Raw genomic sequence first — 21957 nt, 5'->3', positions numbered from 1 at the left:
CCTGAGGCCGTCCCCATGACGATCGGCATCCGCGACGTCGCCCGCGCCGCCGGGGTCTCCACCGCGACGGTCTCGCGCGCCCTCGGGCGCGGCCCCGTCAGCGAGGCCTTGAAGCGTCAGGTGGAGGAGGCCGTGCGCCTCACCGGCTATCGCCCGAACCTGTCGGCGCGGCGCCTGCGCTCGCAAGCGACCCGGACCATCGGGCTGATCGTCGCCGACATCCGCAACCCGTTCTTCACCGCGGTGAGCCGAGCCGTGGAGGATGCGGCCTATGCGGCCGGCATGCGGCTGATCCTGTGCAACACCGACGAGGATCCCGACCGCGAGGCAATGTATCTCCGGCTGATGGAGGAGGAGCGCGTCACCGGCGTGATCTTCGCGCCCACGCGGATCACGGCGGACAGGCTCGCCGCCCGCGACCTCGACGTCCCCGTCGTCTTCATCGACAGGACCGGACCGCCCGGCGCCCATGACAGCGTCGTCCTCGACAACGAAGCCGCCGCCGCCCTCCTCGTGGACCATCTGATCGGGTGCGGCTACCGGCGGATCGGCGGCCTGTTCGGCTCCACCTCGTCCACCGCCCGGGAACGCCAGGCCGGCTACGAGACGGCGATCCGGCGCGCGGGCCTCGTGCCCGACATGCGCTCGGCGCCACCCAACGCCGCCGCTTCCGAACTCTGCGTCGGCCGCTGGCTCTCGGAGGCGACGCCGCCCGACGCACTGATCCTCTCCAACGGGCTGATGCTGATGGGGGCGGTGCGCGCCACGCGGTCGGCGGGCCTCGGCGTACCGGACGATCTCGGCCTTGCCGGGTTCGACAACGATGCCTGGACCGACCTCGTCGAACCCGGCCTCACGGTCATCGAGCAACCCGTCGCCGAGATCGGCGCCCAGGCCATGTCGCTCCTGTTCGACCGCCTGAAAGCGCCGGACCAGCCGATCCGCAAGGTCACCCTGAGCGGACGGCTGGTGGTGCGGGGGTCTTCGCAGCGGGGGTGAGAGAGCGGCGGGTTGCCCGTTGGTGTGCAATAAACTCTGGTTCGATTGGGTGCCGTCGACCTAAAAGTCGACGATGGATCGAGCTTGACGATGCTGTCGCTCGATGATCTCTTGCAGACGGGCTGATGCAGCCTGCCGCTCGCGCCCCTGGGTACGGTGAATGCATCGAAGGATAAGGTCGCGATCCCTCAACCAGGGTCGGCCGGTCGGCAAGGCGAGCACTGACAGCGTGGTCGATCCGGTACGGGGATCAGTATGCCCACTGTTGAAGATGCAAAGTCCATGGCCCGAGCCATGGAGGGCGCATTGCGCGCCAAGAACGTCACCCTCTCACACGGCGAATGTCTCGACATCGTTGCTCGCCAGTTTGGCCTCAAGGACTGGAATGTCCTGTCAGCCCAAGCCAAGCGGTATGAAGCTACCGCGCAGCGGCGGGCTTCTCAGCTAAAGGGATGGGCATTCCTTTCCGAGCACCCGGATGTGTATGATCACGGGGCCGACGACGATCCTATCGCCCCTGGCGGCGGAACGGCGGTGATCCGTCTCGATCCCTTGCTTGGGCCACGCCGTTATCCCGAGCATTCTCGCGCCTTCGGATGCTACACGCAGACCATCTCGGCCGTGCCGTTCCATGGCAAGCGGGTGGAGATCAGCGGCAATCTACGCTGCCAGGATGTGAGCCATGGGGCGACACTGTGGGCCAGGGTGGACGGCATGCCGGGACATACCCTCAGCTTCGACAACCTTAAGGACGCCTCGGAGGGTTGGTTGTTCGGCACCATGTCCTGGATCGACCGGAAGATTGTTCTGGACGTTCCCGCCGATGCAATCTCTCTCCACTACGGCTTTTTCCTGAAAGGCAAGGGAGCACTCTGGGCGGCCGATTTTAAGGTCGAAGAGGCACTCGCCGAAGCGCAGCTTACGTCGTCGCCGCCGGTGCAACACCGGAGAGCGCCTGCATGGCTCACTCCGACGAACCTGCAGTTTTCTGATGTGATCGACGTCCCGGCGATTGCTTCCTGATTGCATCTTCGTGGCTAGAGCAGCCGCGAGGTACGATTCGCATGGGCGACGGAAGTCACGTCGACCATGCGAACTGGATTGATTAAGGCCGTTCCCTTCCCCTCACAAACGCATCCCTACGCCCCCGCAAACAACTCCGGCCGTCGCAGCCGCAACGCGAAAAGCAAAACGAGGGTCTTCATGTCGGTGATCTCGCCCCGGTCGCTCATGGCGGCGAGGGTGGCGAGGGGCATCTCGTGGACGGTGATGGTCTCGTGCTCGTCGGCGAGACCGCCGCCGGGGCCGGAGCGGTCGGCGGCGGTATAGGCGCCGAGGAAGAGGTCCATCTGTTCGGTGGAGATGCCGGGCATGGACCAGCCGGTCGTCAGGCGTTCCAGGGGGCCGAGGCGGACGCCGGTCTCCTCGAACGCCTCGCGGCGGGCGCCGTCCTCGGGCTCGGATTCGTCGAGGAGCCCGGCCGGGACTTCGAGGAGCGACAGGGTGCCGGCGGCAAAGAAGGTGGGCGGCCGGAACTGCTCCACCAGCAGGGCCACGCGGCGCTCGGGATCGTAGGGCAGCACCCCGACCGCGCGGCCGTGATCCTCGATCTCGCGGGTCAGGCGCGTGCCGTCCGGCATCGTGACCTCGGCCACGAGAAAACGGCTCCAGCCATCGTGCAAGATGCGGGTGCCACGGATCACCGGCGCCATCGATTCGTTCCCGTCTTCCGGCCGCGGGCGGTCGCGCGGCCTTCTTCGGGATCACCTAACCGCGAGTTGCCGCATCAATGAGGCGAAGACGGTGCGGAATGAACGAGTTTTCAGGCGCCGCCCTTCTCGATGGTGAAGCTGAAGACGCCGTCGTCCCGGCCCTGACCGACGAGACGATCGCCCTCCTGGGTAACGAGATGGGGGATGTCGATCACCGAGACCGGATCTGTGCAGAGGATGGTCAGCTGCGCCCCCGGTTCCAGGCCGCGTAGGGCCTTGCGGGTGCGCAGCACCGGCAGGGGGCATTTCAGGCCGCTGAGATCGAGGACGGGCGGCGCGTCGGTCATATCAGCCCCGCGATACGAAAACCCCGCCCGAGGCCGGAGCCTGGAGCGGGGCGTGAGCCGAAGACGAGGCTCGGTAAATGATGTCAGTAGCCGTAGGCCGGATAGCCGTAGGCCGGGGCGTAGCCATAGGCGGGCGCGTAGCCATAGGCCGGGGCATACCCGTAGCCGGGTGCGTAGCCGCGGTCGTAATAGCCGTAGCGGGGAGCCTGGCTCGCCGCGATGGCGCCACCGATGATGCCGAGGGCGGCGCCCGCAGCGATAGCTCCACCGATACCGGGTCCACGGCGATAGCCGCCGCCGTAATAGCCGCGACGGTAGCCGTAGCCGCCGCCGTAATAGCGGCCGTAACGCACGGTCTCCACGGCCGAACCGCTGCCGGCGACCTGCGCCGAGGTCAGCGCGGGCATCGGGGCGGCCTGTGCGCCGGAGAGAGGAGCTGCCGCCAGACCGACGGCGGTCGAACCGGCAAGGACCAGGGACATGATGCGCGACATGCGTGCGATCTCCAATTACGAGTGAACCTGATCCGTAAAAACACCATCTCCGATGAACCGTTCCGGAACAGACGAGGCACTATCGGCCGGACGTGTGCTCCGACACAATTGTCGTGACCAGAAGATGTGGTTTCATGGTCAATGCCGTCTCTTCAGAACACGCATTCGGTGAAGGCCGGCTCCACGGAACGCCGCCACGGACCTTCGTAATCGGCGAGCCTGTCCTCCGCCCGCGAACGACCGCTGGCGACAATGGCTTCCAAAGGCTGCAGATGATGTGTCTCGTCGCGCCCCTGCTCATCGCGGCGCCCGCGCGCCTCGAGGCCCTTGCGGGCGATGGCCAAGGCTTCCGCCGCCACGGTTCCGAGGCTGCGGCCGGCGATCGGCGTGGCGAGGCCGAGGCGCGGGACCATGGCGCGCAGGCATTCCCGCTCGGAGGCGCTCCAGGCCTTGGCGATGTCCCAGGCCGCTTCGAGCCCGGCCTCGTCGTAGAGAAGGCCGACCCAGAAGGCCGCCTGCGCGACGATCATGTCCGCGCCGCCCACATCCGAGCCGCGCATCTCGATGTAGCGCTTCAGCCTGACCTCGGGGAAAGCGGTGGAGGCGTGGTTGGCCCAGTCGGACATCGTGGCCCGCTCGCCGGGAAGGGCCGCGAGGCGCCCATCCATGAGGTCGCGGAACGAGGCGCCGCTGACGTCGTGATAGGTCTCGCCGCGCTTGACGAAATACATCGGCATGTCGAGCAGCCAGTCGACATAGGCCTCGTAGCCGAACCCGGCCTCGAAGGCGCGGGGCAGCATGCCGGTCCGGTCGGCGTCGGTGTCGCGCCAGATCTCCGAGCGGCGGGAGAGGAAGCCGTTGGGGCGGCCATCGGTGAAGGGAGAATTGGCGAACAGAGCCGTCGCCACCGGCTGCAGCGCCAGGGCGACGCGCATCTTGGTCGCCATGTCGGCCTCGGAGGAGAAGTCGAGATTCACCTGCACCGTGGCGGTGCGCAGCATCATGTCGAGGCCGAGGGAGCCGACCTTGGGCATGTAGCCGGCCATGATCTTGTAGCGGCTCTTGGGCATGACCGGCGTGCCCTCGCGCGTCCATTTCGGGCTCATGCCGAGGTCGAGGAAGCCGATGCCGAGGGGATCGGCTGCCCGAGCGGTGGCTTCGAGATGGATGCGCAGCTCACGCTCGGTGGCGTGGACGTCCGGAAGCGGCGCGCCGGAGAGTTCGAACTGCCCGCCGGGCTCGAGGGAGATCGCACCGCCATCCGCGCCGGCGAGGCCGATCAGGTGGCCCGCATCCTCGATCGCCTCCCAGCCGGTCTCGCGCGCGACGCCTTCGAGCAGGGAGCGGATGCCGGTCTCGCCCTCGTAGGGGACGGGCGAGTTGCCGTCCCGGTAGAACGGGACCTTCTCGTGCTCGGTACCGACGGCGAAGCGCTCGCGCGGTTTCTCGCCCTCGGCGAACCACGCGATCAGTTCGTCCCGCTTCGTCAGCGGTGTGGTGTCGGACGTATCGCGCGCCATGCGCTGCCTCGTGGTGAAGGTCGTTTGTGGTGAGAGGCGCGCCGGACCGCAGCGGAGGAGCCTCCTGAGAGATGGCGACTCCTTAGTCCAGCGGCGAGGCAGGAACAACGTAGGCCAAAGGAGGCCCGCTCAGCGTGTGTCGCCGAGCACAGACTGCACCAGAGCCAGCGCCACCACGGCGGCGGTGTCCGCGCGCAGGATGCGTGGTCCGAGGGACAGCGCCACGGTGTTCGGCCGGGCGGCCATCATGTCCCTTTCCTCCGGCGAGAATCCGCCTTCGGGCCCGATCAGCACGGCCAGCGGCGGTGGCGCCGCCGGGTCCGCCGCCTCGCGCAGGGCCGCCACCGGATCGGCGACGGGGGCGTCTTCGTCGCAGAAGACTAGGAGGCGGGCAGGGTCGAGCTCCGCCAGGGCGACGGGAAGCCGGACCGCCTCGGGGAGATCGGGAATCGCCAGGATGCCGCATTGCTCGGCCGCCTCGATGGCGTTGGCGCGCAGGCGATCCAGGTTGATCCGCTCGCCCTGGGTGTAGCGGGTGAAGACGGGGCGGATGGTGCCGGCGCCCATCTCCACCGCCTTCTGGGCCAGGTAATCCAGCCTCGCGGTCTTCAACGGCGCGAAGAGGTAGTGCAGGTCGGCCCGCCCGGGCTGTGGGCGCAGACGCTCGACGACGATCAGTTCCGCGCTCTTGCGGCCGTTCTGGGCGATGCGGGTGCGCCACTCGCCGTCGCGCCCGTTGAAGACGAGCACCGGATCGTCCGGGCCGCGTCGCAGGACGTTCAGCAGGTAGTTCGCCTGCGCGCGTTCCAGCGGGAGAACCGTCCCTTCGCGGAGGTCCGGCTCGACGAAGAGGCGCGGGGCGGTGAAGTCGTAATGTGCCATGGATCGGGGTGGTCGCTCGCGGCACCACACCTGTCAACGCGTGAGGGAGGCCGAGGTGATGCGAAAGCGCAACAGCGTCGGATTATGTCGCGTTTCCCCAAGCGCATGTATTACCGCCCGTTTACGTCTCGAAAGACGCCACATTCCTATGGCGAGACGTCTTGCAGGATAGGCAATCGCTCCGGCGGCCACGAATTGGGCACCGGTGGGGATTGGGGGAGAGGGAAGCCTAGCTAATGTCATCGAAGACCATCGCGGCGGTCGCCGGAGCCCTGCTGGGTTCCGCCCTCCTCGCCGGCCCTGCTTTCGCGCAGAACGCGGAATGCGGCGACATCCAGAAGACGCTTCAGTCGCGCAAGGATCTCGTGGCCAAGGCGAATGCCGCCTCGAACTCGAAGAAGAAGATGACCCCGGCCGAGGCCTGCGCCCTGTTCGGCAAGCTGCAGGCCAACGGCAACGAGGGCGTCAAGTGGATCGCCGCCAACAAGGAATGGTGCTCGATTCCGGATTCCTTCGCCGAAGGCTTCAAGGCCGACCATCTGAAGGTCGCCGGCATCCGCACCAAGATCTGCGGCGTCGCCGCCCAAGCCGCGAAGATGGAAGCCCAGGCACGGGCGCAGGCCCAGAACGGCGGCGGCGGTGGCGGCATGCTCGGCGGCCCCGGCCTCACCGGCAGCCTGAAGATGCCGCAGGGCGCGCTCTGAACCTTGGCTGAGTCGCCGCGTCACGGCCTCGTTTCCGCATGGCGGGCGTGACCTCCCGGCCCGGTGCGGATGGCAGGGTCGCGGACGCGGTCGCCGGGCACTGGGTCGATCGCCTCGCCCCGCGCGGCCTGCGCCCCTATCTCAGGCTGGCGCGGATCGACCGTCCCATCGGATGGTGGCTGCTGCTGCTGCCGTGCTGGTGGTCGGCCGCCCTCGCGGCGCTCGCCGGCCACAAGCCGTTTCCGGACCCGGCCCATCTCGTCCTGTTCCTCATCGGCGCCATCGCCATGAGGGGGGCGGGGTCGACCTACAACGACATCGCCGACCGCGACCTCGACGCTCAGGTGGAGCGCACGCGCTCGCGCCCCCTCCCCTCCGGGCAGGTGCGGACACGCTCCGCCGCGATCTTCCTGGTGCTGCAGGCGCTGGTGGGGCTGGCGGTGCTGTTGCAGTTCAACCGTACCGCCATTCTCGTCGGCATGGCGTCGCTCGTGCCGGTGGCGATCTATCCGTTCATGAAACGGGTGATGTCGATGCCCCAGGCAGTGCTGGGCCTCGCCTTTTCGTGGGGCGCGCTGATGGGGTGGGTCGCCGCCTTCGGCGATCTCGGCGCCCCGGCGCTGCTGCTCTATGCCGGCACGGTGGCGTGGGTCGTCGGCTACGACACGATCTACGCGGTGCAGGATATCGAGGACGACGAGATCGCCGGCATCCGCTCCTCGGCCCGCTTGTTCGGACGCGGTTTGAGGCCGGCCATCGGCCTTTGCTACGCGGTTTCGGTCGCTTCCATCGCCGCCGCATCGACCCTGGCGGGGGCCGGTCCCGTGGGCGCCCTCGGCGTCACCCTCTTCGCCCTCCATCTCGGATGGCAGGTCGTCCGTCTGAAACCCGGCGACGGGCGCGGGGCGCTCAGGCTCTTCCGCTCCAACCGCGATGCCGGGCTGATCCTCTTTGCCGGACTGGCGGCGGATGCCGTCTGGCAGGGGCTGTCCTGAGCCCGATCCGGCCTCAGGACAGGGCGCCGCCGACGATCTCGTTCTCGCCGCGATAGATCAGCGGACGCACGGGCAGCACGCCGGTCTTGCGGCGGACGAGGAAGCGCGGGCGACGGCCGTTGAGCAGGCCGTGGCGGCGGCGGGCGCGAGTGGTGCCGAGGGCGACCCGGCCGAGCTGCCGCGACACGACGGCGAGGGTGCCGTCTTCCCGCACGATCATCCGCGGCAGGCCCGTGCGAGCCGAGCAATCGCGCCAGATCGCCACGACGTCCTCGTCACCGTAAGGGCCGAGGCGGCCGAGCGTGGTGCCGGCGCCATCCACCAGAAGAAGCGCGAAACGGTCTTCGTCGCACGCATCGCTGTCCTCGGAGGCGAAAGCGAGGGCGACGCCGACGGCTTCGGTGCCGCCACCGATGCGGCCGGTGATCGGAAGCGACGAGGGGGAAAACGTCGTGGTGGGCAGCGTGACACCGTCCTGGAGGCAGGCATCCGCAGCGGTGCCGACAGTTGTCTCGGTCTGATTCATGTTTGAGAAAGTGTTCATCGGATCGACGCCCTGTTGGTGTGGTTGGCCTCTTGAGGGCCGCCTCTTATGACAAGCAGAATCACGTCTAACCTCATCACGCCAGCTTAATAGCCAGAGTTAAGCGATGGTGGATGGGCCGGAAGCGTTCGGAATGCTCAACACTTCCTTGCCGCATTCGTCAGGATCCGGGGGCATCGCCCGCGCGCGATCCTTGTGGGCGTCGCGGGCTCACCCTACAAAGAAAAGGGTCCCTTGCACCGCCCTGCGCGTGGAAGACGGATTCGCCACCGCCACCGATAGAACCCCGACGATCCGGAGACGCATGTCCGACACGATGTCGCCCAAAGCCGCCCAGGCGCTGCTTCCCGCCCTGAGGGAGGCGATCCGTGAGGCGGCGTCCCTGGCCCTCCCCTTCTTCAGGGCGGGGGCGCAGACGACCGCGCGGACATGGTCGAAAGCCGGCGGGTCGCCGGTGACGGAAGCCGACGTCGCGGTGGATACGTTCCTGAAGATCCGCCTCAGCGCGCTGCTGCCCGAGGCGGCCTGGCTGTCGGAGGAGACCAGCGACGATGCCATCCGGCTCGGCTCGGACCTCGTCTGGATCGTCGATCCCATCGACGGGACACGGGCCTTCCTCACCGGCCATCAGGACTGGTCGATCTCGGTGGCGCTGCTGGCGGGCGGACAACCGATCCTCGGCTTCGTCCACGCACCGGTGACCGACCGGTTCTACGAGGCCGTGGCGGGGGGCGGGGCGACCTGCAACGGCGTGCCGCTGTCCGTCTCGACCCAGACCGGCCTCACGGGGGCGAAGGTGACCGGACCGAAGCCGATGATCGACAAGCTCGCGCGTGGCGGCTCGACGAACGGCGAGGCCCTCGATGTCCAGATCGTCCCTCGGGTGCCGTCCCTCGCCTTGCGGGTGGCGCGGGTCGCCGAGGGATCGATCGATGTCGGCCTGGTCTCGTCCGATGCGCGCGACTGGGATCTTGCCGGGGCGGATCTGCTCCTTCGCGAGGCCGGCGGATCGGTGAGCGACCTGAAGGGAACCCGCACGACCTACAACCGCCCGGACCCCGTCCACGGCGCGCTGATCGCGATGTCGGACGGCTTGCGCGACGATGTCGTCGCGGCCCTGACGCGGGGCTAGGGCGGCCTTCGCCAACGGGGACGCGGGCTCGCCAAAGGCCGAGCCTCACCACGGGGCTCCAGGCCCTGTGGACGAAGACGCCGGCGATCACGATGGCATCTCCGCTCAGGCTGTGTTCCGGACGCACTCGGAGGCAAAGCCCGGTCAGATCAGCATGGCCCCGCGACCGGACGCGACGACAGGGGCAATGCCCGCGTAGAAGAACGGGATGCTGTCCTCGGGGCCGTTCACCACGCGACCCCTTACCTTGGCCATGACGCAGACACCGATTTCGGCCTCCCCTCTGCCGATGGCCAGAACGAAGGGATTGTCTTTGTCGCCCCGCAGGTAGCGTCCGCCGAACGCACGGCGCGCGACCTCGAAGACATACGCCGATGTCAGGAAATGGAGATCATCCGGAAGCGGCTCGCGCCTGCGATGAAAATCATCGAGCACTTGGTCGACCAGGGCAAGGGACGCCTCGCTGTAATCGAGTTTGCTCCCATCGATCGGCGATCCGGAATGCGAGAAGGCCGCGACGAAGTCCGCCGCTTGCCACTCCATGCCTTCCTCAATGCTCGTGGGCATCCCGTTCGAATTCGGGATGCCCTGATTGACCTTGTCCCTCCACGGGGCGAACGGATTGGTTCCACCGGAGAACGATCCGAACAGCTTTCTCAGAAAGCCAAACATATCGCCTGTGCTCCCGGTGTTTGCTCTGTCGGAATTAGCGGGCTCAAGATCGTCCGACGCCGTTTGTCCTGCAATGGTCCCAGCGAAAGACGTACCGGTTCCGCCGGCACCGAGATCGTTCGACCACTCGGACTGCCTCTTAGGTCAATTGACGCGAGAATGGCAAAGCCGGAGCCCGCCTCCCGGCCGCCTGGAGCAGTGCTGGTCCCGGCGGTAGCAGCGCCGGCATGGTCTAGACATGCGAACGCCGAGCTCGGTGAGGAACTCGGCGTGAAACGTCGTGAGGCGCGAGGAGACTATCCCCGGCGCGGGAAGGCCCCGATCAGGCGTGTTCGCGAACCGCGACCACGTCGGGAGCCACGCCCAGCCGCTCGGCCAGATGCCAGCGCAATTCACGGGGCGAGTGATAATTGTAAGAGGTGTCGATGAGGTGGCTGAGGTCGATGTCCTGCGCTTCACGCGACGTCGTCTGCTTCAGCTTTCCTACCTTGAAGGTCGCCGCATCGGTGATCGGCGAACGGACGCCGCGGCGTCGGGTATATTCGAACAACATGTTTTCTTGTAATCTTTCAGATTTTCTTGGTGTGCGAAACGACGAGCTTTGCCTCTCGTTCCGTAAGTCAAAGGATTTTGGGGTTGCGGATGGGTCATCCCTGAAACGAGCTCGTCTCCCCAGAGGAGCGCGTCGGGATGCCGGCGAAGCCGGCGCTTGGCGCCGGTGGTGACGCCAGCCCCGAGGGCTGGCGCCGGGTGCGTCAGGCCGCCTGGAGGTTACCAGCCGAATCCTTGCCGCTGCGCTTGTCGGTCTGGATCTCGTAGGAGACCTTCTGACCTTCAATGAGATTGCGCATTCCCGCGCGCTCGACAGCGGAGATGTGAACGAACACGTCCTTGCCGCCGTCATCGGGCTGAATGAAGCCGTAGCCTTTGGTTTCGTTGAACCACTTAACAGTGCCGGTATTCACGAATAGAACCTCGTATCGTTCGTTGACCAAACACGCGTATCTGCTCGAGACACCCGGCGCCGGTCCTCTTTTACATTTGACGGGATCAGCAGGTCGTGAGACGTGCGAGGCACGTTGTGTTCGGCTCACTGACGCCCGCTGAGATCCATGTAGGCGCATTGTGCGGCGGCAACAAGGCATCCGGCTGGATCTTGCCTGTCGGATCGACGCACCGCCCTCTCATGCCGCACGATGCGAGCCCCGTGGCGAACCCCGTGTTTTTCGGTCCGCGACGTGCATATATGAGTTCGGCTCCAGGCAGTTAGGCGACGCAATCAGGCGGTTCATGGCGGGCATCTCGGTTTCCCTCGAAGGCGCGAACATCCAGCTCTCGTTCCAGAAGGACGATCAGGCCACGGCCGTCGTCATGGATGCCCGTGCGGCCCGTGCCCTCGTGCGCGCGGTCGGGCATCTGCTGACCGCGATCGACGAGCCGGACGAGGTCGACCCGCCGGACGACCTCGCCGACGAGGACATCGCCATGCTGGAAGTCACCTCCTCCGCCATCGAGGTGGGAACCGACGAGAAGGGTCAGGCCGTCGTGGCCCTCCAGGCGGGGCCGCTGCCGCCATTCCAGCTGCGCCTGACGGACGAAGAGGCCCGTCACGTTGCGACGAGCCTCTCCGAAATCCTCAACGCCCCCCGCGATGTACGCGCATCGCATGGGGATCACTGACGGAACGGTTACATCCGCACGCCCGGGTCCGTCGGACCGCCGGGCAGATAATCGGGCTCGGAGCCCGGCCCCGCCGGCTCGTCGATGCCGGGATCGTCGACGGGATAGGGGGTCCGCGGACCGGTCGGTCCGATATCCGGAGCCTCGTCCGGCGGCAGCGGCGGGGGCGGCAGGTCGCCGGGAATTCCCCCCGGGAGCGGCTCGGGGATCGGTAGGCCTGGATTGGCCATGCAGCGTCTCCTTCGCTTTGAGGTGGATCGGTCGGTGTGCCGGAGAAACCCACCCCGGCAGTCGCCAGTTCCAGCCCGATGCGGATTCGAGCGTTGCGCTGCCACCGAGGCTGCATTGCATCTCCCCGGAACCAGGAACCCGCCATATCGGCTACCAGTTCTTCCGCCATCATTCGTGACACGTGCGGAGATCAATCATGTCCGACATCAAGCAGTCGAAAGTTCTCATTCTCGCCACCGACGGTTTCGAGGAAACGGAGCTGACGGTTCCGCTGCAGACCCTCAAGAGCGCCGGGGCGAGCGTCGTCGTCGCCTCGCCGAAATCGCGCGAATCGCGCGAATCCATTCGCGCCTGGGACAAGACGGATTGGGGCAAGAACGTCGCGGTGGACAAGGATCTGGAAGACATCGACCCGGCGGATTACGACGCCCTCGTGCTGCCGGGCGGCCAAATCAACCCGGACAAGCTCCGGCTCGAGCCGAAGGCCCTCGACGTGATCAAGACGTTCCTCGTCTCCGGAAAAGTGGTGGCCGCGATCTGCCACGCGCCGTGGCTGCTGATCGAGGTGGGGGTCGTGAAGGGGCTGAACCTGACGTCGTTCTCGTCGATCAGGACGGATGTCATCAATGCCGGCGGCCAATGGCGGGACGAGGCGGTGGTGACCGACAAGGGCATCGTCACGAGCCGTAATCCCGGCGATCTCGACGCTTTCTGCGCCAAGATCATCGAGGAGATCGAGGAGGGCAACCACGGCGCTCGCCGCCTGGCCGCCTGACACTGGGCCTCGGGACGCTAGAGCGCTCTCCGCCGAAGTGGATGCCGGTTCGGCGAAAAAGAGCGCGGCAAAACAAAGGCCTAGAGATGTGCCCCGACCCAACGTGGTCGGGCGCTGCTCTAGGCCCTGACCGGCCGGCGTCCCTCTCAGCCCCGCGAGGGGCCGTCCTCGCCGGTGACTTCGACGACCATGGCGGACGAGAACGGGCGCCCGTACTCGTCCCGGCCCTCGACGCTGATGCGATGGCTGCCGGCCGGAATGTCGCCGCGGAGGCGCGCGACCCAGATGTGGCTCGACGGTTCGGCCTTCACCCACGGCTTCTTTGCTTCCGGATAGCGCAGGAAGACCTCGGCGACGAACGGGTCGGGCCGCCGCGTGCGCACCATCTCGACGGCCGGACCGTCGTCGATGCGGTACCGGACGCTGGTGCGCGGACCGCCGTCGAAGACGTTCACCACCAGATTTGTCGCCCCGACGCTCTCGCGCGGCACAGGCGAGCGCAGGGTCTGCATCGGCCGGTAATCGCGCAGGACCTCACCGGCCCCTCCACGATATTGGCTCTCCAGCACGATTCTCATTCTCTCTTCCGGTTCGCCCTGGGCCGGTTGGTAGCGAGTGGTGTAGTCGGCGCCGTCGATGGACAGGACGTGGAAACCGTTGGGTGTCCCGTCGCGGCTGTCGGCCGAGGGAATGCCGGTGCGCGCGGAGGGGCCGCTCCACCACGATCCGGACACGGCGGTGAGGACGTGGTGGTGGTGGCTCCCGCTTGCGCCCGCGCGGGGGTAATGATGCTCCGTCGTGTGGGTATGGCCGGCGAGGCTGAGCACGGGTCGGTCACCCAGGAGGTCGAGCAGGCGCTCGCGGTCCATCACGTTCTGGCGCGGATCGGCCGGGTCGAGATCGGTGACCAGCGGGATATGCATCGCGATGACGACGAGGGTCTCCTTCGGCGTCATCGACAGCATGTTGGCGATGAAGGTCATCTGCCGCTCGCCGATGCGCCCCTCGTAGCGGCCGACACCGTCGCCCTTGCCCGAGGCGGCGCCCAGGTAATGCACGCTGTCGAGCATCAGGAAGAGGGCCTTGCCGTGGTGGAAGGCATAGTAGGGCGCGCCGTAGACCCGCTTGTAGGTCTCGCGGCTGTAGCGGGCGTCAGGCGCCTCGAAGTTGAGATCGTGGTTGCCGCCGATATGGAACCAGGGGATCCCGATGCGCCCCATGATGCGGTTGGAGCGGCCGTAGAACGACAGATCGTCGAACAGGATGTCGCCCGTGGTCATGCCGAAGGCGGCCTTCGTGCCGAGGACCCGCGTCACCGCCGTATCGCGGACATGGCTGAGCTCCACTGGGCTTTCCGGCTGCGGATCGGTGAACAGGATCACGTCGAACGCGTCCGGCTCCGGTTCGCGGGTCAGCGCGAAGTCGATGGAGGCGGGAAGCGGTCCGGTCGGGTCGATGCCGCGATAGCGCAGGCTTAGATCGGACGGCGTGCCCTGCGGCTGATGGATGTAGCTGAAGCGCGGAATGTTGTTCTCGTCGCGCGGCAGCGCGAAGCCGGCGGGCTTCACCACGAAGACGATATCGCCGTCCGAGACGTCGAGCGCGTAGCGGCCCTGGCCGTCGGTGCGGACCACGTCGCGACCGTTCGAGACGGCCACATCCGGGATGCCTGCCCGCCCCCCCGGAACCACTTCATAGACGGAACCCGTCGCGCGCTCCGACGACCGCGCCGCCGAAGGCGCCAGGGCGAGGACGGCGGCACCTGCCAGGGTTTCGCGGCGGGTGAGAGCGGGACGGTCAATCATGCGGCAGCCTGTTGCGACGGGTCGGCCGCACCGAACCACGCCCTCTTGACCATGGCGTGACGATAGTCGCGTCCGCCCTCAGTGCCTGGCTGCGGCCTTCTCGACCTTTGGCTTGTCGCCAGTGGCGCCCGAAAACAATTCGCCGAGGTGTTTCTGGTCGAGACCGCGTGTCACGTCCGCAAGTCGTTCGCGAGTTGGGGATTGCGCGCTGCGCGTGAGGATCGAACCGGTGGCGACCGGATCCTTCATCGCTGCGACGGGGGCCGGCACGGCGGTGGGCGCGCGCTGCACGCGCATGGCCCAATGGGCGGCGGTGGAAATCGCGGCAATGGCGACGATTGCCTTGATGCCACCGGTGAGAAGGCGTCGCATGCTGGAAAGCCCGAGACTACGCGGAGGAACGCGACCGGTTCCCCGGCCCATCTCACTTGTGCGAGAAGTCGGTAAACCATTTGGCCGCTGGCCGGCTCGGAGCCTGTCCTGAAATGGCGCGACCCGTCCGCCAGTACGATGAGCGTGGGCCATCAGCCACGGCGACGGTTCCTGTTCCCCGCGCCCGTGACACACTTGCCGCGACCCGGCCCACGAGGCCTCACAGGATCGACGCAGAGAACTGGTCCGCACCGCCCCGTCACGACAAGCCCTGCAACCGCGCCAGTCCGAGAGGGTTCGCGAAACCATCGGACGCATCGGCTGCGGGGATGGTGGGTGTAGACATCCTGACTTGAGCCGGCAACCAACCCGGCTGCATCAGGGCCTTTCCGCCGCAGCGGCGAAGGCCTTCAACTGCCCGACCTCGTCCCCGTCGCACTTGGCGGAGAGCCGTTCATAGACGCGCCCCGCGCCGTCGAACATCAGTCGGCCGCCATCGTCGTTCTCGAGAAAACTCGCGATCTCGTCCATCTCCGCGACCCAGCGATAAGCCTTCGGCACCATGTCGGGCAGGACGCGGGAGAACCGCGCGAGCAGTTCCGGCTCGCTTTCGGCGAGTTCGGCATGCAGCGCATTGGCCGCTCCGGCACGGCCTGCCGCGAGTACCATGACGGCGGCGAGCGCCGTCAGCCCCTTGTTGATGCCGGCATAGGACATTTTGAGCGCCGACGCCGCGCCGACGCCGCCCTCTACGGGTCGGACGTCCAGCCCCATTTCGCGCAACGCCACGGACGCCGAGAGATCGTCGCCGGAGACGTAGAACCGTGGCCCCCGTTCGCCGGATTTGGGCGGCGCTCCTATGATGGCGGCATCGATGAAGGGCGCGCCGGCCTGTCCGATCACGGCGGCGACGCCACGTTTCGTCACGACGTTGAGAGCGTTGCAATCGACATAGACCGGTTTGCGCACCGCTGCAGCGAGCAGCGGGGACAGGCGAATTGCAAGGTTCGCCGCCTCCGCTGGCGGGACGATGGAGAGGATGAGGTCGGCCTCGGCGAGGGCCGTCTCCTCCACTCCTTCCATTCCGGATTCCTGGGCGCGTGCGATCGTAACGGCGCTTCGACCGGCCAGAACGGTGAGGATACGGGCGCCGTTTCCGTGCAGTCGCGCTGCGATCGCACTGCCCATGGCACCAGGTGCGATGACAGCGATCGTCGCCATGAACGTCTCCTCCGAGTGAACCCACCCGGCTCGCATCTGACTCGCGTCAGACGTGAGTCGTCAAGTCGCGATTCACCCTCGGGTGGGTCAGCTCAGCGAGCCGCAGAAGCGCTGGATGCGGGTGCAGGCCTCTTCCAGCGCCGTGTTCGAGGTGGCGTAGGAGATGCGCAGGTTCGGTCCGAGGCCGAAGGCCGAGCCGTGGACGGCGGCGACACCCTCCGCCTGCAGCAGTTCCACCACAAAATCCTCGTCCGATTCGATGATCTTGCCCGACGGCGTCTTGCGCCCGATCGTCTCGGCACAGGACGGGTAGACGTAGAAGGCGCCTTCCGGCGTCGGGCATTTGAGGCCCTTGGTCTGGTTCAGCATGGAGACCACGAGGTCGCGGCGCTCGTGGAAGGCGGCGCGGAAACGGGCGAGATGCTCCTGCGTGCCGTCGAGGGCCGCCACCGCCGCCCATTGAGAGATCGAGGAGGCGCCGGAGGTCTGCTGGCCCTGGACGAAATCCATCGCCTTGATGAGGTGCTCGGGGCCGGCGGCGTAGCCGATGCGCCAGCCGGTCATCGCATAGGCCTTCGAGACGCCGTTCATGGTCAGGGTGCGGTCGTAGAGGCCGGGCTCCACCTGGGCCGGCGTCACGAACTCGAAATCGCCGTAGCAGAGGTGCTCGTACATGTCGTCGGTGAGCACCCAGACATGGGGGTGGCGCATGAGGACGTCGGTGATCTTCTTCAGCTCGTCGCGGGCATAGGCCGCGCCGGAGGGGTTCGACGGCGAGTTGAGGATGATCCACTTGGTCTTGGGCGTGATCACCCGCTCCAGCTCCTCCGGCTGGAGCTTGAAATCATGCTCCATGTCGGTCTCGGCGAAGACCGGCGTGCCGCCGCACAGCACCACCATCTCCGGATAGGAAACCCAGTAGGGACGCGGGATCACCACCTCGTCGCCGGGGTTCAGCGTGGCGAGGAGGGCATTGTAGATGACGTGCTTGCCGCCGGTGCCGACGATGGTCTGCGACGCCTTGTAGTCGAGGCCGTTCTCGCGCTTGAACTTCCGCACGATCGCCTCGCGCAGGGGCACGATGCCGGAGACCGGTGTGTACTTGGTCTCGCCGCGGCGGATCGCGTCGATGGCCGCGTCCTTGATGTGGTCCGGCGTGTCGAAATCGGGCTCGCCCACCGACAGGCTGATCACGTCCATCCCGCCGGCTTTCAGCTCGCGGGCCTTCTGTGTCATCGCGATGGTCGCGGACGGCTTCACCTTGGACAGGGCGTCGGCGAGAAAGCCCATGATGGTCTGCTCCGATCACGTCAGATGGGCGCCGATGCGCGCCTCTTCAAAAAGCGCGCGGACCCTAGTCCCGGAGGTGTGAGCCGGCAAGGCTGAGTCGCAGGCGGCACTGTGTCGAAAACGGATCGATCTCGCCCTGCGGGTCGAAACGGTCCCCATCTCCCCCCACCACCTCATCCTGAGGCGCTGCGAAGCAGCCTCGAAGGAGGGCTCCAGTTCCCATGGCGCCTCCTTCGAGGCCTCCGCTCCGCTTCGGCACCTCAGGATGAGGTGAAGGGTGGGAGGAACGGTGTCACCCGTACGTTCGCGACCGTCGATCACCGGACCATCCGTCGTGCGAGGAGAAAGGTGCCTTTGGAAACAAAGCCGCCACCCGCCCCACTCTTGGCAGGCCGGATGGCGGTTCGTTTTAGCCGGTGGCGCGTCCGTTCAGATGCCGCCGAACACCCACCTGAGCTTCGACAGGAACCCTCCGCCGGATTTCGCCGCACGCGCCGCCTCCGGCTCGTCCTCCACGGCCGACGATGGTGCCTCCGGATGGATCAGGCCGAGGGCCGCCGTATCGGTGGTCTCGCGGTCGATGAGGATGAAACCGCCGGTGTCGCGGTTCGCCGCGTAGGCATCGATGGCCACGGCGCGGTCCAGGCTGAGGGTCACGTCCGCGATGTCGTTGGCCACGAGGCGCGCGGCCGGAACGGGATTGCCGCTCTCCGGATCGATCCGCGTATGGATGGTCGTCACGGTGGCGTTCACCGTCACGGTGCCGATCTTGGCGAGCAGGGTGGCGCCGGGCAGCAGTTCGGTCTCCGCCGCCCAGAAGAGACGGGCGTCGAAACGGTCGCTCACCCGCATCGGCGCATCGGCCGTGACGATCACCGACCCGCGCGAGGCGTCGATCTCGTCGGCGAGGACGAGGGTGACGGACTGGCCCTCCACGGCATGCGGCAGGTCGCCATCGGCGGTGAAGATCCGGGCGATGGTGGAGGTCCGGCCCGAAGGCTCGACGATGATCGCGTCGCCGGGGGCGATGCGGCCGCTGGCGATCAGGCCCGAGAATCCGCGGAAGTCGGAGTTCGGACGGTTCACCCACTGGACCGGAAGACGGAACGGAGCGGCCTGCTCCTCGACCCGCACGGGCACTTCTTCCAGGTACTGCAGGAGCGGCGTTCCCGTGTACCAGGGCACGGCGGCGCCGGGCAAAACGACGTTGTCGCCGTTCTTGGCGGAAAGCGGGATGGGCCGGATCTCGGTGAAGCCCAGGGGCGCGGCGAACGCATCGAACGCCGCCGTGATCTCCTCGAACTTGCCCTGCGACCAGCCGACCAGATCCATCTTGTTCACGGCGAGGACGACGCGCTTGATCCCGAGCAGCGAGACCAGCAGCGCATGACGCCGGGTCTGGCGGGTCAGGCCCTGCCGAGCGTCCACCAGGATCACGGCGACATCGGCCGTGGAGGCACCGGTCGCCATGTTGCGGGTGTACTGCTCGTGGCCGGGCGTGTCGGCGACGATGAACGAGCGCTTGTCGGTGGAGAAGAAGCGATAGGCGACATCGATGGTGATGCCCTGCTCGCGCTCGGCCTGGAGACCGTCCACGAGGAGGGCGAGGTCGATCTCGGCGCCCTGGGTGCCGTGCTTGCGCGAATCGCGCTGCAGTGCCGTCACCTGATCGTCGAAGATCTGCTTGGTGTCGTGCAGGAGGCGGCCGATCAGGGTGGACTTGCCGTCGTCGACGGAGCCGCAGGTGATGAAGCGCAGCACTTCCTTGCTCTGGTGAGCGGCGAGGAAGCTGTCATAGCCGAAGGCTCCGGGTGACTGATGGATCGTCATCTTAGAAATACCCCTCCTGCTTCTTGCGCTCCATGGCGCCCGACCCGTCCTTGTCGATCACGCGGCCCTGACGCTCTGAGGTCCGGGCGGCGAGGGTCTCGCCGATGATCTCGGGCAGGGTCGCGGCATCGCTCTCGACGGCGCCGGTGAGCGGGTAGTCGCCCAGCGTCCGGAAACGCACGGACAGGTTCTGCGGGGTCTCCCCGGGGTTCAGGGGCAGACGGTCGTCGTCGACCAGGATCAACTGGCCGTCGCGCTCCACCACGGGGCGGGGCTTGGCGAAATAGAGCGGTACGATCGGGATCTGCTCCTGCTCGATGTAGAGCCAGACATCGAGCTCGGTCCAATTCGAGATCGGGAAGACGCGCAGGGATTCACCCCGCTTCTTCTTGAGATTGTAGAGGTGCCAGGGCTCGGCGCGCTGGCGCTTCGGGTCCCAGCGGTGCTGGGCCGTGCGCAGGGAAAAGATGCGCTCCTTGGCGCGGGACGCCTCCTCGTCGCGGCGGGCGCCGCCGAAGGCCGCGTCGAACTTGTACTTGTCCAGCGCCTGACGCAGTCCCTGCGTCTTCATCACGTCGGTATGGACTTCCGAACCGTGGCTGATCGGGCCGATGCCACGGGCCAGGCCCTCCTGATTCGTGTGGACGATGAGATCGAGGCCGAGCTCCTTGGCGCGCTGATCGCGGAACGCGATCATTTCCTTGAATTTCCACGTCGTATCGATGTGCATCAGCGGGAACGGCAGGCGTCCCGGCGCAAAGGCCTTCAGCGCCAGATGCAGCAGCACGGACGAATCCTTGCCGATGGAATAGAGCATCACCGGGTTCTCGGTCTCGGCGACCGTCTCCCGCATGATGTGGATGCTCTCGGCTTCGAGACGCTGCAGGTGAGTCAGACGCTCGGGCAGCGTTGCGGCCAGCGCGGTGGCGGCGCTCATCGGGCGATCTCCAGATTGCTGTTACGGGGTGTCGATTCGAATGCGGCGGCTTCCTGGCCCGGCTGAACGTTCGCCTCGGGCTGATGCACGTGAAGGCCGCATTCCTTCTTGGATTCCTGCTCCCACCACCAGCGGCCGGCGCGCTCGGATTCACCGATCTTCACGGCGCGGGTGCACGGGGCGCACCCGATCGAGGGAAAACCGCGGTCGTGGAGGACGTTGTAGGGAATGTAATTGTCGATGACGAAGCGGTCGACGTCGGCGCGGGTCCAATCCGCGAGCGGATTGATCTTGATAAGCCCGCGCGCGTCGTCGGCCTCCGCCAGGGGCGTGTCCGAACGGTTGGCGGATTGGCCCGCCCGCAGACCCGTCAGCCATCCGGCGGCGCCGGCAAGGGCGCGGCTCAGCGGCTCGACCTTGCGGAAGCCGCAGCAGGCTTGCCGGGCCGCGACCGAATGGCGAAAGCCATTGATGCCCTCTTCCCGCACGAATGATTCTTCCGAGACCCGCTCGGGTGCATAGGCCTGGATGCGGATGCCGTAGGCGGATTCGGTCTCCGCCCAGACGTCGTAGGTCTCGGGGAAGAGCCGGCCCGTATCGAGGGTGACGATCTCCGTCCGCCCCTTGGCCATGGCGAGGGCATGGGTGAGAGCCTGATCCTCGATGCCGAGGCTGGTGGTGAAGACCAGTCGGCCGGGGATTGCGGACTCGATCGCACGAATGCGCCCCTTCAGATCGAGGCCGGCCATGGCGGACGCGAGGTCCCGCGCCGTTCGTTCCAGGGAAGTACTCATGAGCGTGTTCCGTACGACTGCCTTGTCAGATGCCCGCTTGTCTGGCACCTGAAATGTTCGCTATAACGAACGCTGTCAAGGCATGGCGGGTATCGCGCTGCGGCATTCCCCCGCTGCGGTAAATATGGTTTGCAGCGGCGCGGACGCCCAATGGGTTGCTCGTCGAGGAATATTCTTCTTAATTCGCTGGTCAACGCCGTGCCCTAGCGCACCACAGCGCCGCTGACCGGAACCGCAAAGCGAGGTCAATGTGGACTCGATCGATCTCAAGATCCTGGCGCTGCTCCAGAACGACGCCACCCTGTCGATCGCGACGATCGGCGAGAAGGTCGGCCTGTCGCAGACGCCCTGCTGGAAGCGGATCCAGCGCCTCGAAGCGGATGGCGTGATCGACCGGCGGGTCGCCGTCCTCGATCCGGTCAAGCTGGGCCTCGGACTCACAGTCTTCGTCTCGATCGAGACATCGGACCATTCGCGTGACTGGCTCGAACGCTTCGCCTCCACCGTCTCGGCCATGCCTGAGGTGCTGGAATTCTACCGCATGGCGGGCGATGTGGATTACATGTTGCGGGTCGTTGTCGCCGATATGCAGGCTTACGACACCTTTTATAAGCAGCTCATCGCGACCTTGCCCCTGAAGAACGTGACGTCACGCTTCGCCATGGAAAAAGTGAAGTCGACGACGGCGCTTCCGCTTCCGTCAGCGCCGACGAACGGGCGTTTCATACCGACGCTCTCCGTGGTGGCTGGAGAATAAAATTCTGTTCTGCGCTGCGATCATAGGCAGCTCCTTCTCCCACGACGCCGTTCTGTAAAACGGACATCCCGTTGACAGTCGGCCCCGCAGCGCGACATGGCTTAACGATGGCACGACAAGCGATCCTCCCCCGCACAGCCCCGTTCGACGACAACGAGCGTGCGAGCCTCGACGCCGTCCTCGGAGCGGCGACACCGATTCAGCGTGCCTGGCTCGCGGGCTTCCTCGCCGGTCTCGACGCGGCCGGGGGCCAGGCCGCCGCCC

General features: G+C 66.7%; 25 protein-coding genes. 8 read left to right on the top strand and 17 right to left on the bottom strand.

Annotation, left to right across the window (positions count from 1 at the left end; genetic code table 11):
• Nucleotides 1-15 precede the first annotated feature (15 nt).
• The gene (locus FV220_RS12400) at nucleotides 16-999 is read left to right on the top strand and encodes a LacI family DNA-binding transcriptional regulator (protein WP_147831693.1); all 984 of its coding nucleotides are present in this window, start codon (nucleotides 16-18) and stop codon (nucleotides 997-999) included.
• Nucleotides 1000-1254: 255 nt separating this feature from the next.
• Nucleotides 1255-2022, top strand: coding sequence for a glyoxalase superfamily protein (locus FV220_RS12395; RefSeq protein ID WP_147831691.1), 768 nt, complete (start codon nucleotides 1255-1257; stop codon nucleotides 2020-2022).
• Between the two features lie 116 nt (nucleotides 2023-2138).
• Here the strand turns inward: FV220_RS12395 and FV220_RS12390 are convergent, their stop codons facing one another.
• From FV220_RS12390 to FV220_RS12370, 5 genes are all read right to left on the bottom strand, one after another.
• Nucleotides 2139-2711 (bottom strand): NUDIX hydrolase, encoded by a 573-nt coding sequence (locus tag FV220_RS12390; RefSeq protein ID WP_056144051.1) that lies wholly within the window; start codon nucleotides 2709-2711, stop codon nucleotides 2139-2141.
• 110 nt (nucleotides 2712-2821) lie between these two features.
• Nucleotides 2822-3058, bottom strand: coding sequence for a sulfurtransferase TusA family protein (locus FV220_RS12385; protein ID WP_147831689.1), 237 nt, complete (start codon nucleotides 3056-3058; stop codon nucleotides 2822-2824).
• 83 nt (nucleotides 3059-3141) lie between these two features.
• Entirely contained in the window at nucleotides 3142-3552 is a 411-nt protein-coding gene (locus FV220_RS12380; protein ID WP_056257774.1) for a hypothetical protein, read from the bottom strand.
• A gap of 152 nt (nucleotides 3553-3704) precedes the next feature.
• A complete protein-coding gene (locus tag FV220_RS12375; RefSeq protein ID WP_147831687.1) occupies nucleotides 3705-5072 on the bottom strand; it encodes a glutamate--cysteine ligase in 1368 nt (455 codons plus the stop codon).
• A gap of 129 nt (nucleotides 5073-5201) precedes the next feature.
• Nucleotides 5202-5954, bottom strand: a complete 753-nt coding sequence (locus FV220_RS12370; protein ID WP_056144040.1) for a 16S rRNA (uracil(1498)-N(3))-methyltransferase — start codon at nucleotides 5952-5954, stop codon at nucleotides 5202-5204.
• Between the two features lie 236 nt (nucleotides 5955-6190).
• Here FV220_RS12370 and FV220_RS12365 point away from each other — a divergent pair, with 236 nt between their 5' ends.
• Both FV220_RS12365 and ubiA read left to right on the top strand, forming a co-directional pair.
• Nucleotides 6191-6658: a hypothetical protein gene (locus FV220_RS12365; protein WP_147831685.1), complete on the top strand. Its 468-nt coding sequence runs from the start codon at nucleotides 6191-6193 to the stop codon at nucleotides 6656-6658.
• A 38-nt stretch (nucleotides 6659-6696) separates the two neighbouring features.
• On the top strand, nucleotides 6697-7653 hold the full coding sequence (ubiA, locus tag FV220_RS12360) for a 4-hydroxybenzoate octaprenyltransferase (protein WP_056257754.1): 957 nt from the start codon (nucleotides 6697-6699) through the stop codon (nucleotides 7651-7653).
• A gap of 13 nt (nucleotides 7654-7666) precedes the next feature.
• Here the strand turns inward: ubiA and FV220_RS12355 are convergent, their stop codons facing one another.
• Entirely contained in the window at nucleotides 7667-8179 is a 513-nt protein-coding gene (locus FV220_RS12355; RefSeq protein ID WP_056144708.1) for a DUF6101 family protein, read from the bottom strand.
• Nucleotides 8180-8501: 322 nt separating this feature from the next.
• Between FV220_RS12355 and FV220_RS12350 the strand changes: the two genes are divergently transcribed.
• Nucleotides 8502-9329: a 3'(2'),5'-bisphosphate nucleotidase CysQ gene (locus FV220_RS12350; protein WP_056144034.1), complete on the top strand. Its 828-nt coding sequence runs from the start codon at nucleotides 8502-8504 to the stop codon at nucleotides 9327-9329.
• 144 nt (nucleotides 9330-9473) lie between these two features.
• Here FV220_RS12350 and FV220_RS12345 read toward each other — a convergent pair whose 3' ends face one another.
• From FV220_RS12345 to FV220_RS12335, 3 genes are all read right to left on the bottom strand, one after another.
• The gene (locus FV220_RS12345) at nucleotides 9474-10001 is read right to left on the bottom strand and encodes a hypothetical protein (protein ID WP_147831683.1); all 528 of its coding nucleotides are present in this window, start codon (nucleotides 9999-10001) and stop codon (nucleotides 9474-9476) included.
• A gap of 322 nt (nucleotides 10002-10323) precedes the next feature.
• The gene (locus tag FV220_RS12340) at nucleotides 10324-10554 is read right to left on the bottom strand and encodes a hypothetical protein (protein ID WP_018042523.1); all 231 of its coding nucleotides are present in this window, start codon (nucleotides 10552-10554) and stop codon (nucleotides 10324-10326) included.
• Between the two features lie 202 nt (nucleotides 10555-10756).
• Nucleotides 10757-10966 (bottom strand): cold-shock protein, encoded by a 210-nt coding sequence (locus FV220_RS12335; RefSeq protein WP_026175704.1) that lies wholly within the window; start codon nucleotides 10964-10966, stop codon nucleotides 10757-10759.
• A gap of 325 nt (nucleotides 10967-11291) precedes the next feature.
• Here FV220_RS12335 and FV220_RS12330 point away from each other — a divergent pair, with 325 nt between their 5' ends.
• Nucleotides 11292-11681: a hypothetical protein gene (locus FV220_RS12330; RefSeq protein ID WP_018042521.1), complete on the top strand. Its 390-nt coding sequence runs from the start codon at nucleotides 11292-11294 to the stop codon at nucleotides 11679-11681.
• Nucleotides 11682-11689: 8 nt separating this feature from the next.
• Here the strand turns inward: FV220_RS12330 and FV220_RS12325 are convergent, their stop codons facing one another.
• Nucleotides 11690-11911, bottom strand: a complete 222-nt coding sequence (locus FV220_RS12325) for a hypothetical protein (RefSeq protein WP_018042520.1) — start codon at nucleotides 11909-11911, stop codon at nucleotides 11690-11692.
• Nucleotides 11912-12108: 197 nt separating this feature from the next.
• Between FV220_RS12325 and FV220_RS12320 the strand changes: the two genes are divergently transcribed.
• Nucleotides 12109-12687 carry a type 1 glutamine amidotransferase domain-containing protein gene (locus tag FV220_RS12320; protein WP_018042519.1) on the top strand — a complete coding sequence of 193 codons (579 nt, stop codon included), beginning with the start codon at nucleotides 12109-12111 and terminating at the stop codon, nucleotides 12685-12687.
• A 146-nt stretch (nucleotides 12688-12833) separates the two neighbouring features.
• Here FV220_RS12320 and FV220_RS12315 read toward each other — a convergent pair whose 3' ends face one another.
• From FV220_RS12315 to FV220_RS12280, 7 genes are all read right to left on the bottom strand, one after another.
• On the bottom strand, nucleotides 12834-14492 hold the full coding sequence (locus FV220_RS12315; protein ID WP_147831681.1) for a calcineurin-like phosphoesterase family protein: 1659 nt from the start codon (nucleotides 14490-14492) through the stop codon (nucleotides 12834-12836).
• A gap of 78 nt (nucleotides 14493-14570) precedes the next feature.
• Entirely contained in the window at nucleotides 14571-14864 is a 294-nt protein-coding gene (locus FV220_RS12310) for a hypothetical protein (protein WP_147831679.1), read from the bottom strand.
• A 378-nt stretch (nucleotides 14865-15242) separates the two neighbouring features.
• Complete coding sequence (locus FV220_RS12305; protein WP_147831677.1) at nucleotides 15243-16085, bottom strand: NAD(P)-dependent oxidoreductase; 843 nt, start codon at nucleotides 16083-16085, stop codon at nucleotides 15243-15245.
• Between the two features lie 87 nt (nucleotides 16086-16172).
• On the bottom strand, nucleotides 16173-17375 hold the full coding sequence (locus FV220_RS12300) for a pyridoxal phosphate-dependent aminotransferase (RefSeq protein ID WP_147831675.1): 1203 nt from the start codon (nucleotides 17373-17375) through the stop codon (nucleotides 16173-16175).
• 429 nt (nucleotides 17376-17804) lie between these two features.
• Nucleotides 17805-19205: a sulfate adenylyltransferase subunit CysN gene (gene cysN / locus FV220_RS12290; RefSeq protein ID WP_147831673.1), complete on the bottom strand. Its 1401-nt coding sequence runs from the start codon at nucleotides 19203-19205 to the stop codon at nucleotides 17805-17807.
• Between the two features lies 1 nt (nucleotide 19206).
• Nucleotides 19207-20142, bottom strand: a complete 936-nt coding sequence (gene cysD / locus FV220_RS12285) for a sulfate adenylyltransferase subunit CysD (RefSeq protein ID WP_056144011.1) — start codon at nucleotides 20140-20142, stop codon at nucleotides 19207-19209.
• Nucleotides 20139-20936 carry a phosphoadenylyl-sulfate reductase gene (locus FV220_RS12280; protein ID WP_147831671.1) on the bottom strand — a complete coding sequence of 266 codons (798 nt, stop codon included), beginning with the start codon at nucleotides 20934-20936 and terminating at the stop codon, nucleotides 20139-20141. The genes cysD and FV220_RS12280 overlap by 4 nt, the downstream gene beginning before the upstream one ends.
• A 250-nt stretch (nucleotides 20937-21186) precedes the next feature.
• On the opposite strand from FV220_RS12280, the gene FV220_RS12275 reads away from it, so the two are divergent.
• Nucleotides 21187-21693 (top strand): Lrp/AsnC family transcriptional regulator, encoded by a 507-nt coding sequence (locus FV220_RS12275; RefSeq protein ID WP_056144005.1) that lies wholly within the window; start codon nucleotides 21187-21189, stop codon nucleotides 21691-21693.
• The last annotated feature ends 264 nt before the right edge of the window (nucleotides 21694-21957 follow it).

Origin of the sequence: Methylobacterium sp. WL19 (assembly GCF_008040005.1) — a bacterium.
GTDB lineage: Bacteria > Pseudomonadota > Alphaproteobacteria > Rhizobiales > Beijerinckiaceae > Methylobacterium > Methylobacterium bullatum.
The sequence above is the reverse complement of the archived record's forward strand: the minus strand, read 5'-3'. Positions and strand labels throughout refer to the sequence as shown.

Coding starts and splice junctions, on each gene's coding strand:
- FV220_RS12315 (WP_147831681.1), bottom strand. CDS start 14,492: ATGATTGACCGTCCCGCTCTCACCCGCCGCGAAACCCTGGCAGGTGCC.
- FV220_RS12330 (WP_018042521.1), top strand. CDS start 11,292: ATGGCGGGCATCTCGGTTTCCCTCGAAGGCGCGAACATCCAGCTCTCG.
- FV220_RS12305 (WP_147831677.1), bottom strand. CDS start 16,085: ATGGCGACGATCGCTGTCATCGCACCTGGTGCCATGGGCAGTGCGATC.
- FV220_RS12365 (WP_147831685.1), top strand. CDS start 6,191: ATGTCATCGAAGACCATCGCGGCGGTCGCCGGAGCCCTGCTGGGTTCC.
- FV220_RS12355 (WP_056144708.1), bottom strand. CDS start 8,179: ATGAATCAGACCGAGACAACTGTCGGCACCGCTGCGGATGCCTGCCTC.
- FV220_RS12340 (WP_018042523.1), bottom strand. CDS start 10,554: ATGTTGTTCGAATATACCCGACGCCGCGGCGTCCGTTCGCCGATCACC.
- FV220_RS12325 (WP_018042520.1), bottom strand. CDS start 11,911: ATGGCCAATCCAGGCCTACCGATCCCCGAGCCGCTCCCGGGGGGAATT.
- FV220_RS12375 (WP_147831687.1), bottom strand. CDS start 5,072: ATGGCGCGCGATACGTCCGACACCACACCGCTGACGAAGCGGGACGAA.
- FV220_RS12390 (WP_056144051.1), bottom strand. CDS start 2,711: ATGGCGCCGGTGATCCGTGGCACCCGCATCTTGCACGATGGCTGGAGC.
- cysD (WP_056144011.1), bottom strand. CDS start 20,142: ATGAGCGCCGCCACCGCGCTGGCCGCAACGCTGCCCGAGCGTCTGACT.
- FV220_RS12345 (WP_147831683.1), bottom strand. CDS start 10,001: ATGTTTGGCTTTCTGAGAAAGCTGTTCGGATCGTTCTCCGGTGGAACC.
- ubiA (WP_056257754.1), top strand. CDS start 6,697: ATGGCGGGCGTGACCTCCCGGCCCGGTGCGGATGGCAGGGTCGCGGAC.
- FV220_RS12400 (WP_147831693.1), top strand. CDS start 16: ATGACGATCGGCATCCGCGACGTCGCCCGCGCCGCCGGGGTCTCCACC.
- FV220_RS12395 (WP_147831691.1), top strand. CDS start 1,255: ATGCCCACTGTTGAAGATGCAAAGTCCATGGCCCGAGCCATGGAGGGC.
- FV220_RS12310 (WP_147831679.1), bottom strand. CDS start 14,864: ATGCGACGCCTTCTCACCGGTGGCATCAAGGCAATCGTCGCCATTGCC.
- FV220_RS12350 (WP_056144034.1), top strand. CDS start 8,502: ATGTCCGACACGATGTCGCCCAAAGCCGCCCAGGCGCTGCTTCCCGCC.
- FV220_RS12370 (WP_056144040.1), bottom strand. CDS start 5,954: ATGGCACATTACGACTTCACCGCCCCGCGCCTCTTCGTCGAGCCGGAC.
- FV220_RS12380 (WP_056257774.1), bottom strand. CDS start 3,552: ATGTCGCGCATCATGTCCCTGGTCCTTGCCGGTTCGACCGCCGTCGGT.
- FV220_RS12320 (WP_018042519.1), top strand. CDS start 12,109: ATGTCCGACATCAAGCAGTCGAAAGTTCTCATTCTCGCCACCGACGGT.
- cysN (WP_147831673.1), bottom strand. CDS start 19,205: ATGACGATCCATCAGTCACCCGGAGCCTTCGGCTATGACAGCTTCCTC.
- FV220_RS12385 (WP_147831689.1), bottom strand. CDS start 3,058: ATGACCGACGCGCCGCCCGTCCTCGATCTCAGCGGCCTGAAATGCCCC.
- FV220_RS12280 (WP_147831671.1), bottom strand. CDS start 20,936: ATGAGTACTTCCCTGGAACGAACGGCGCGGGACCTCGCGTCCGCCATG.
- FV220_RS12300 (WP_147831675.1), bottom strand. CDS start 17,375: ATGGGCTTTCTCGCCGACGCCCTGTCCAAGGTGAAGCCGTCCGCGACC.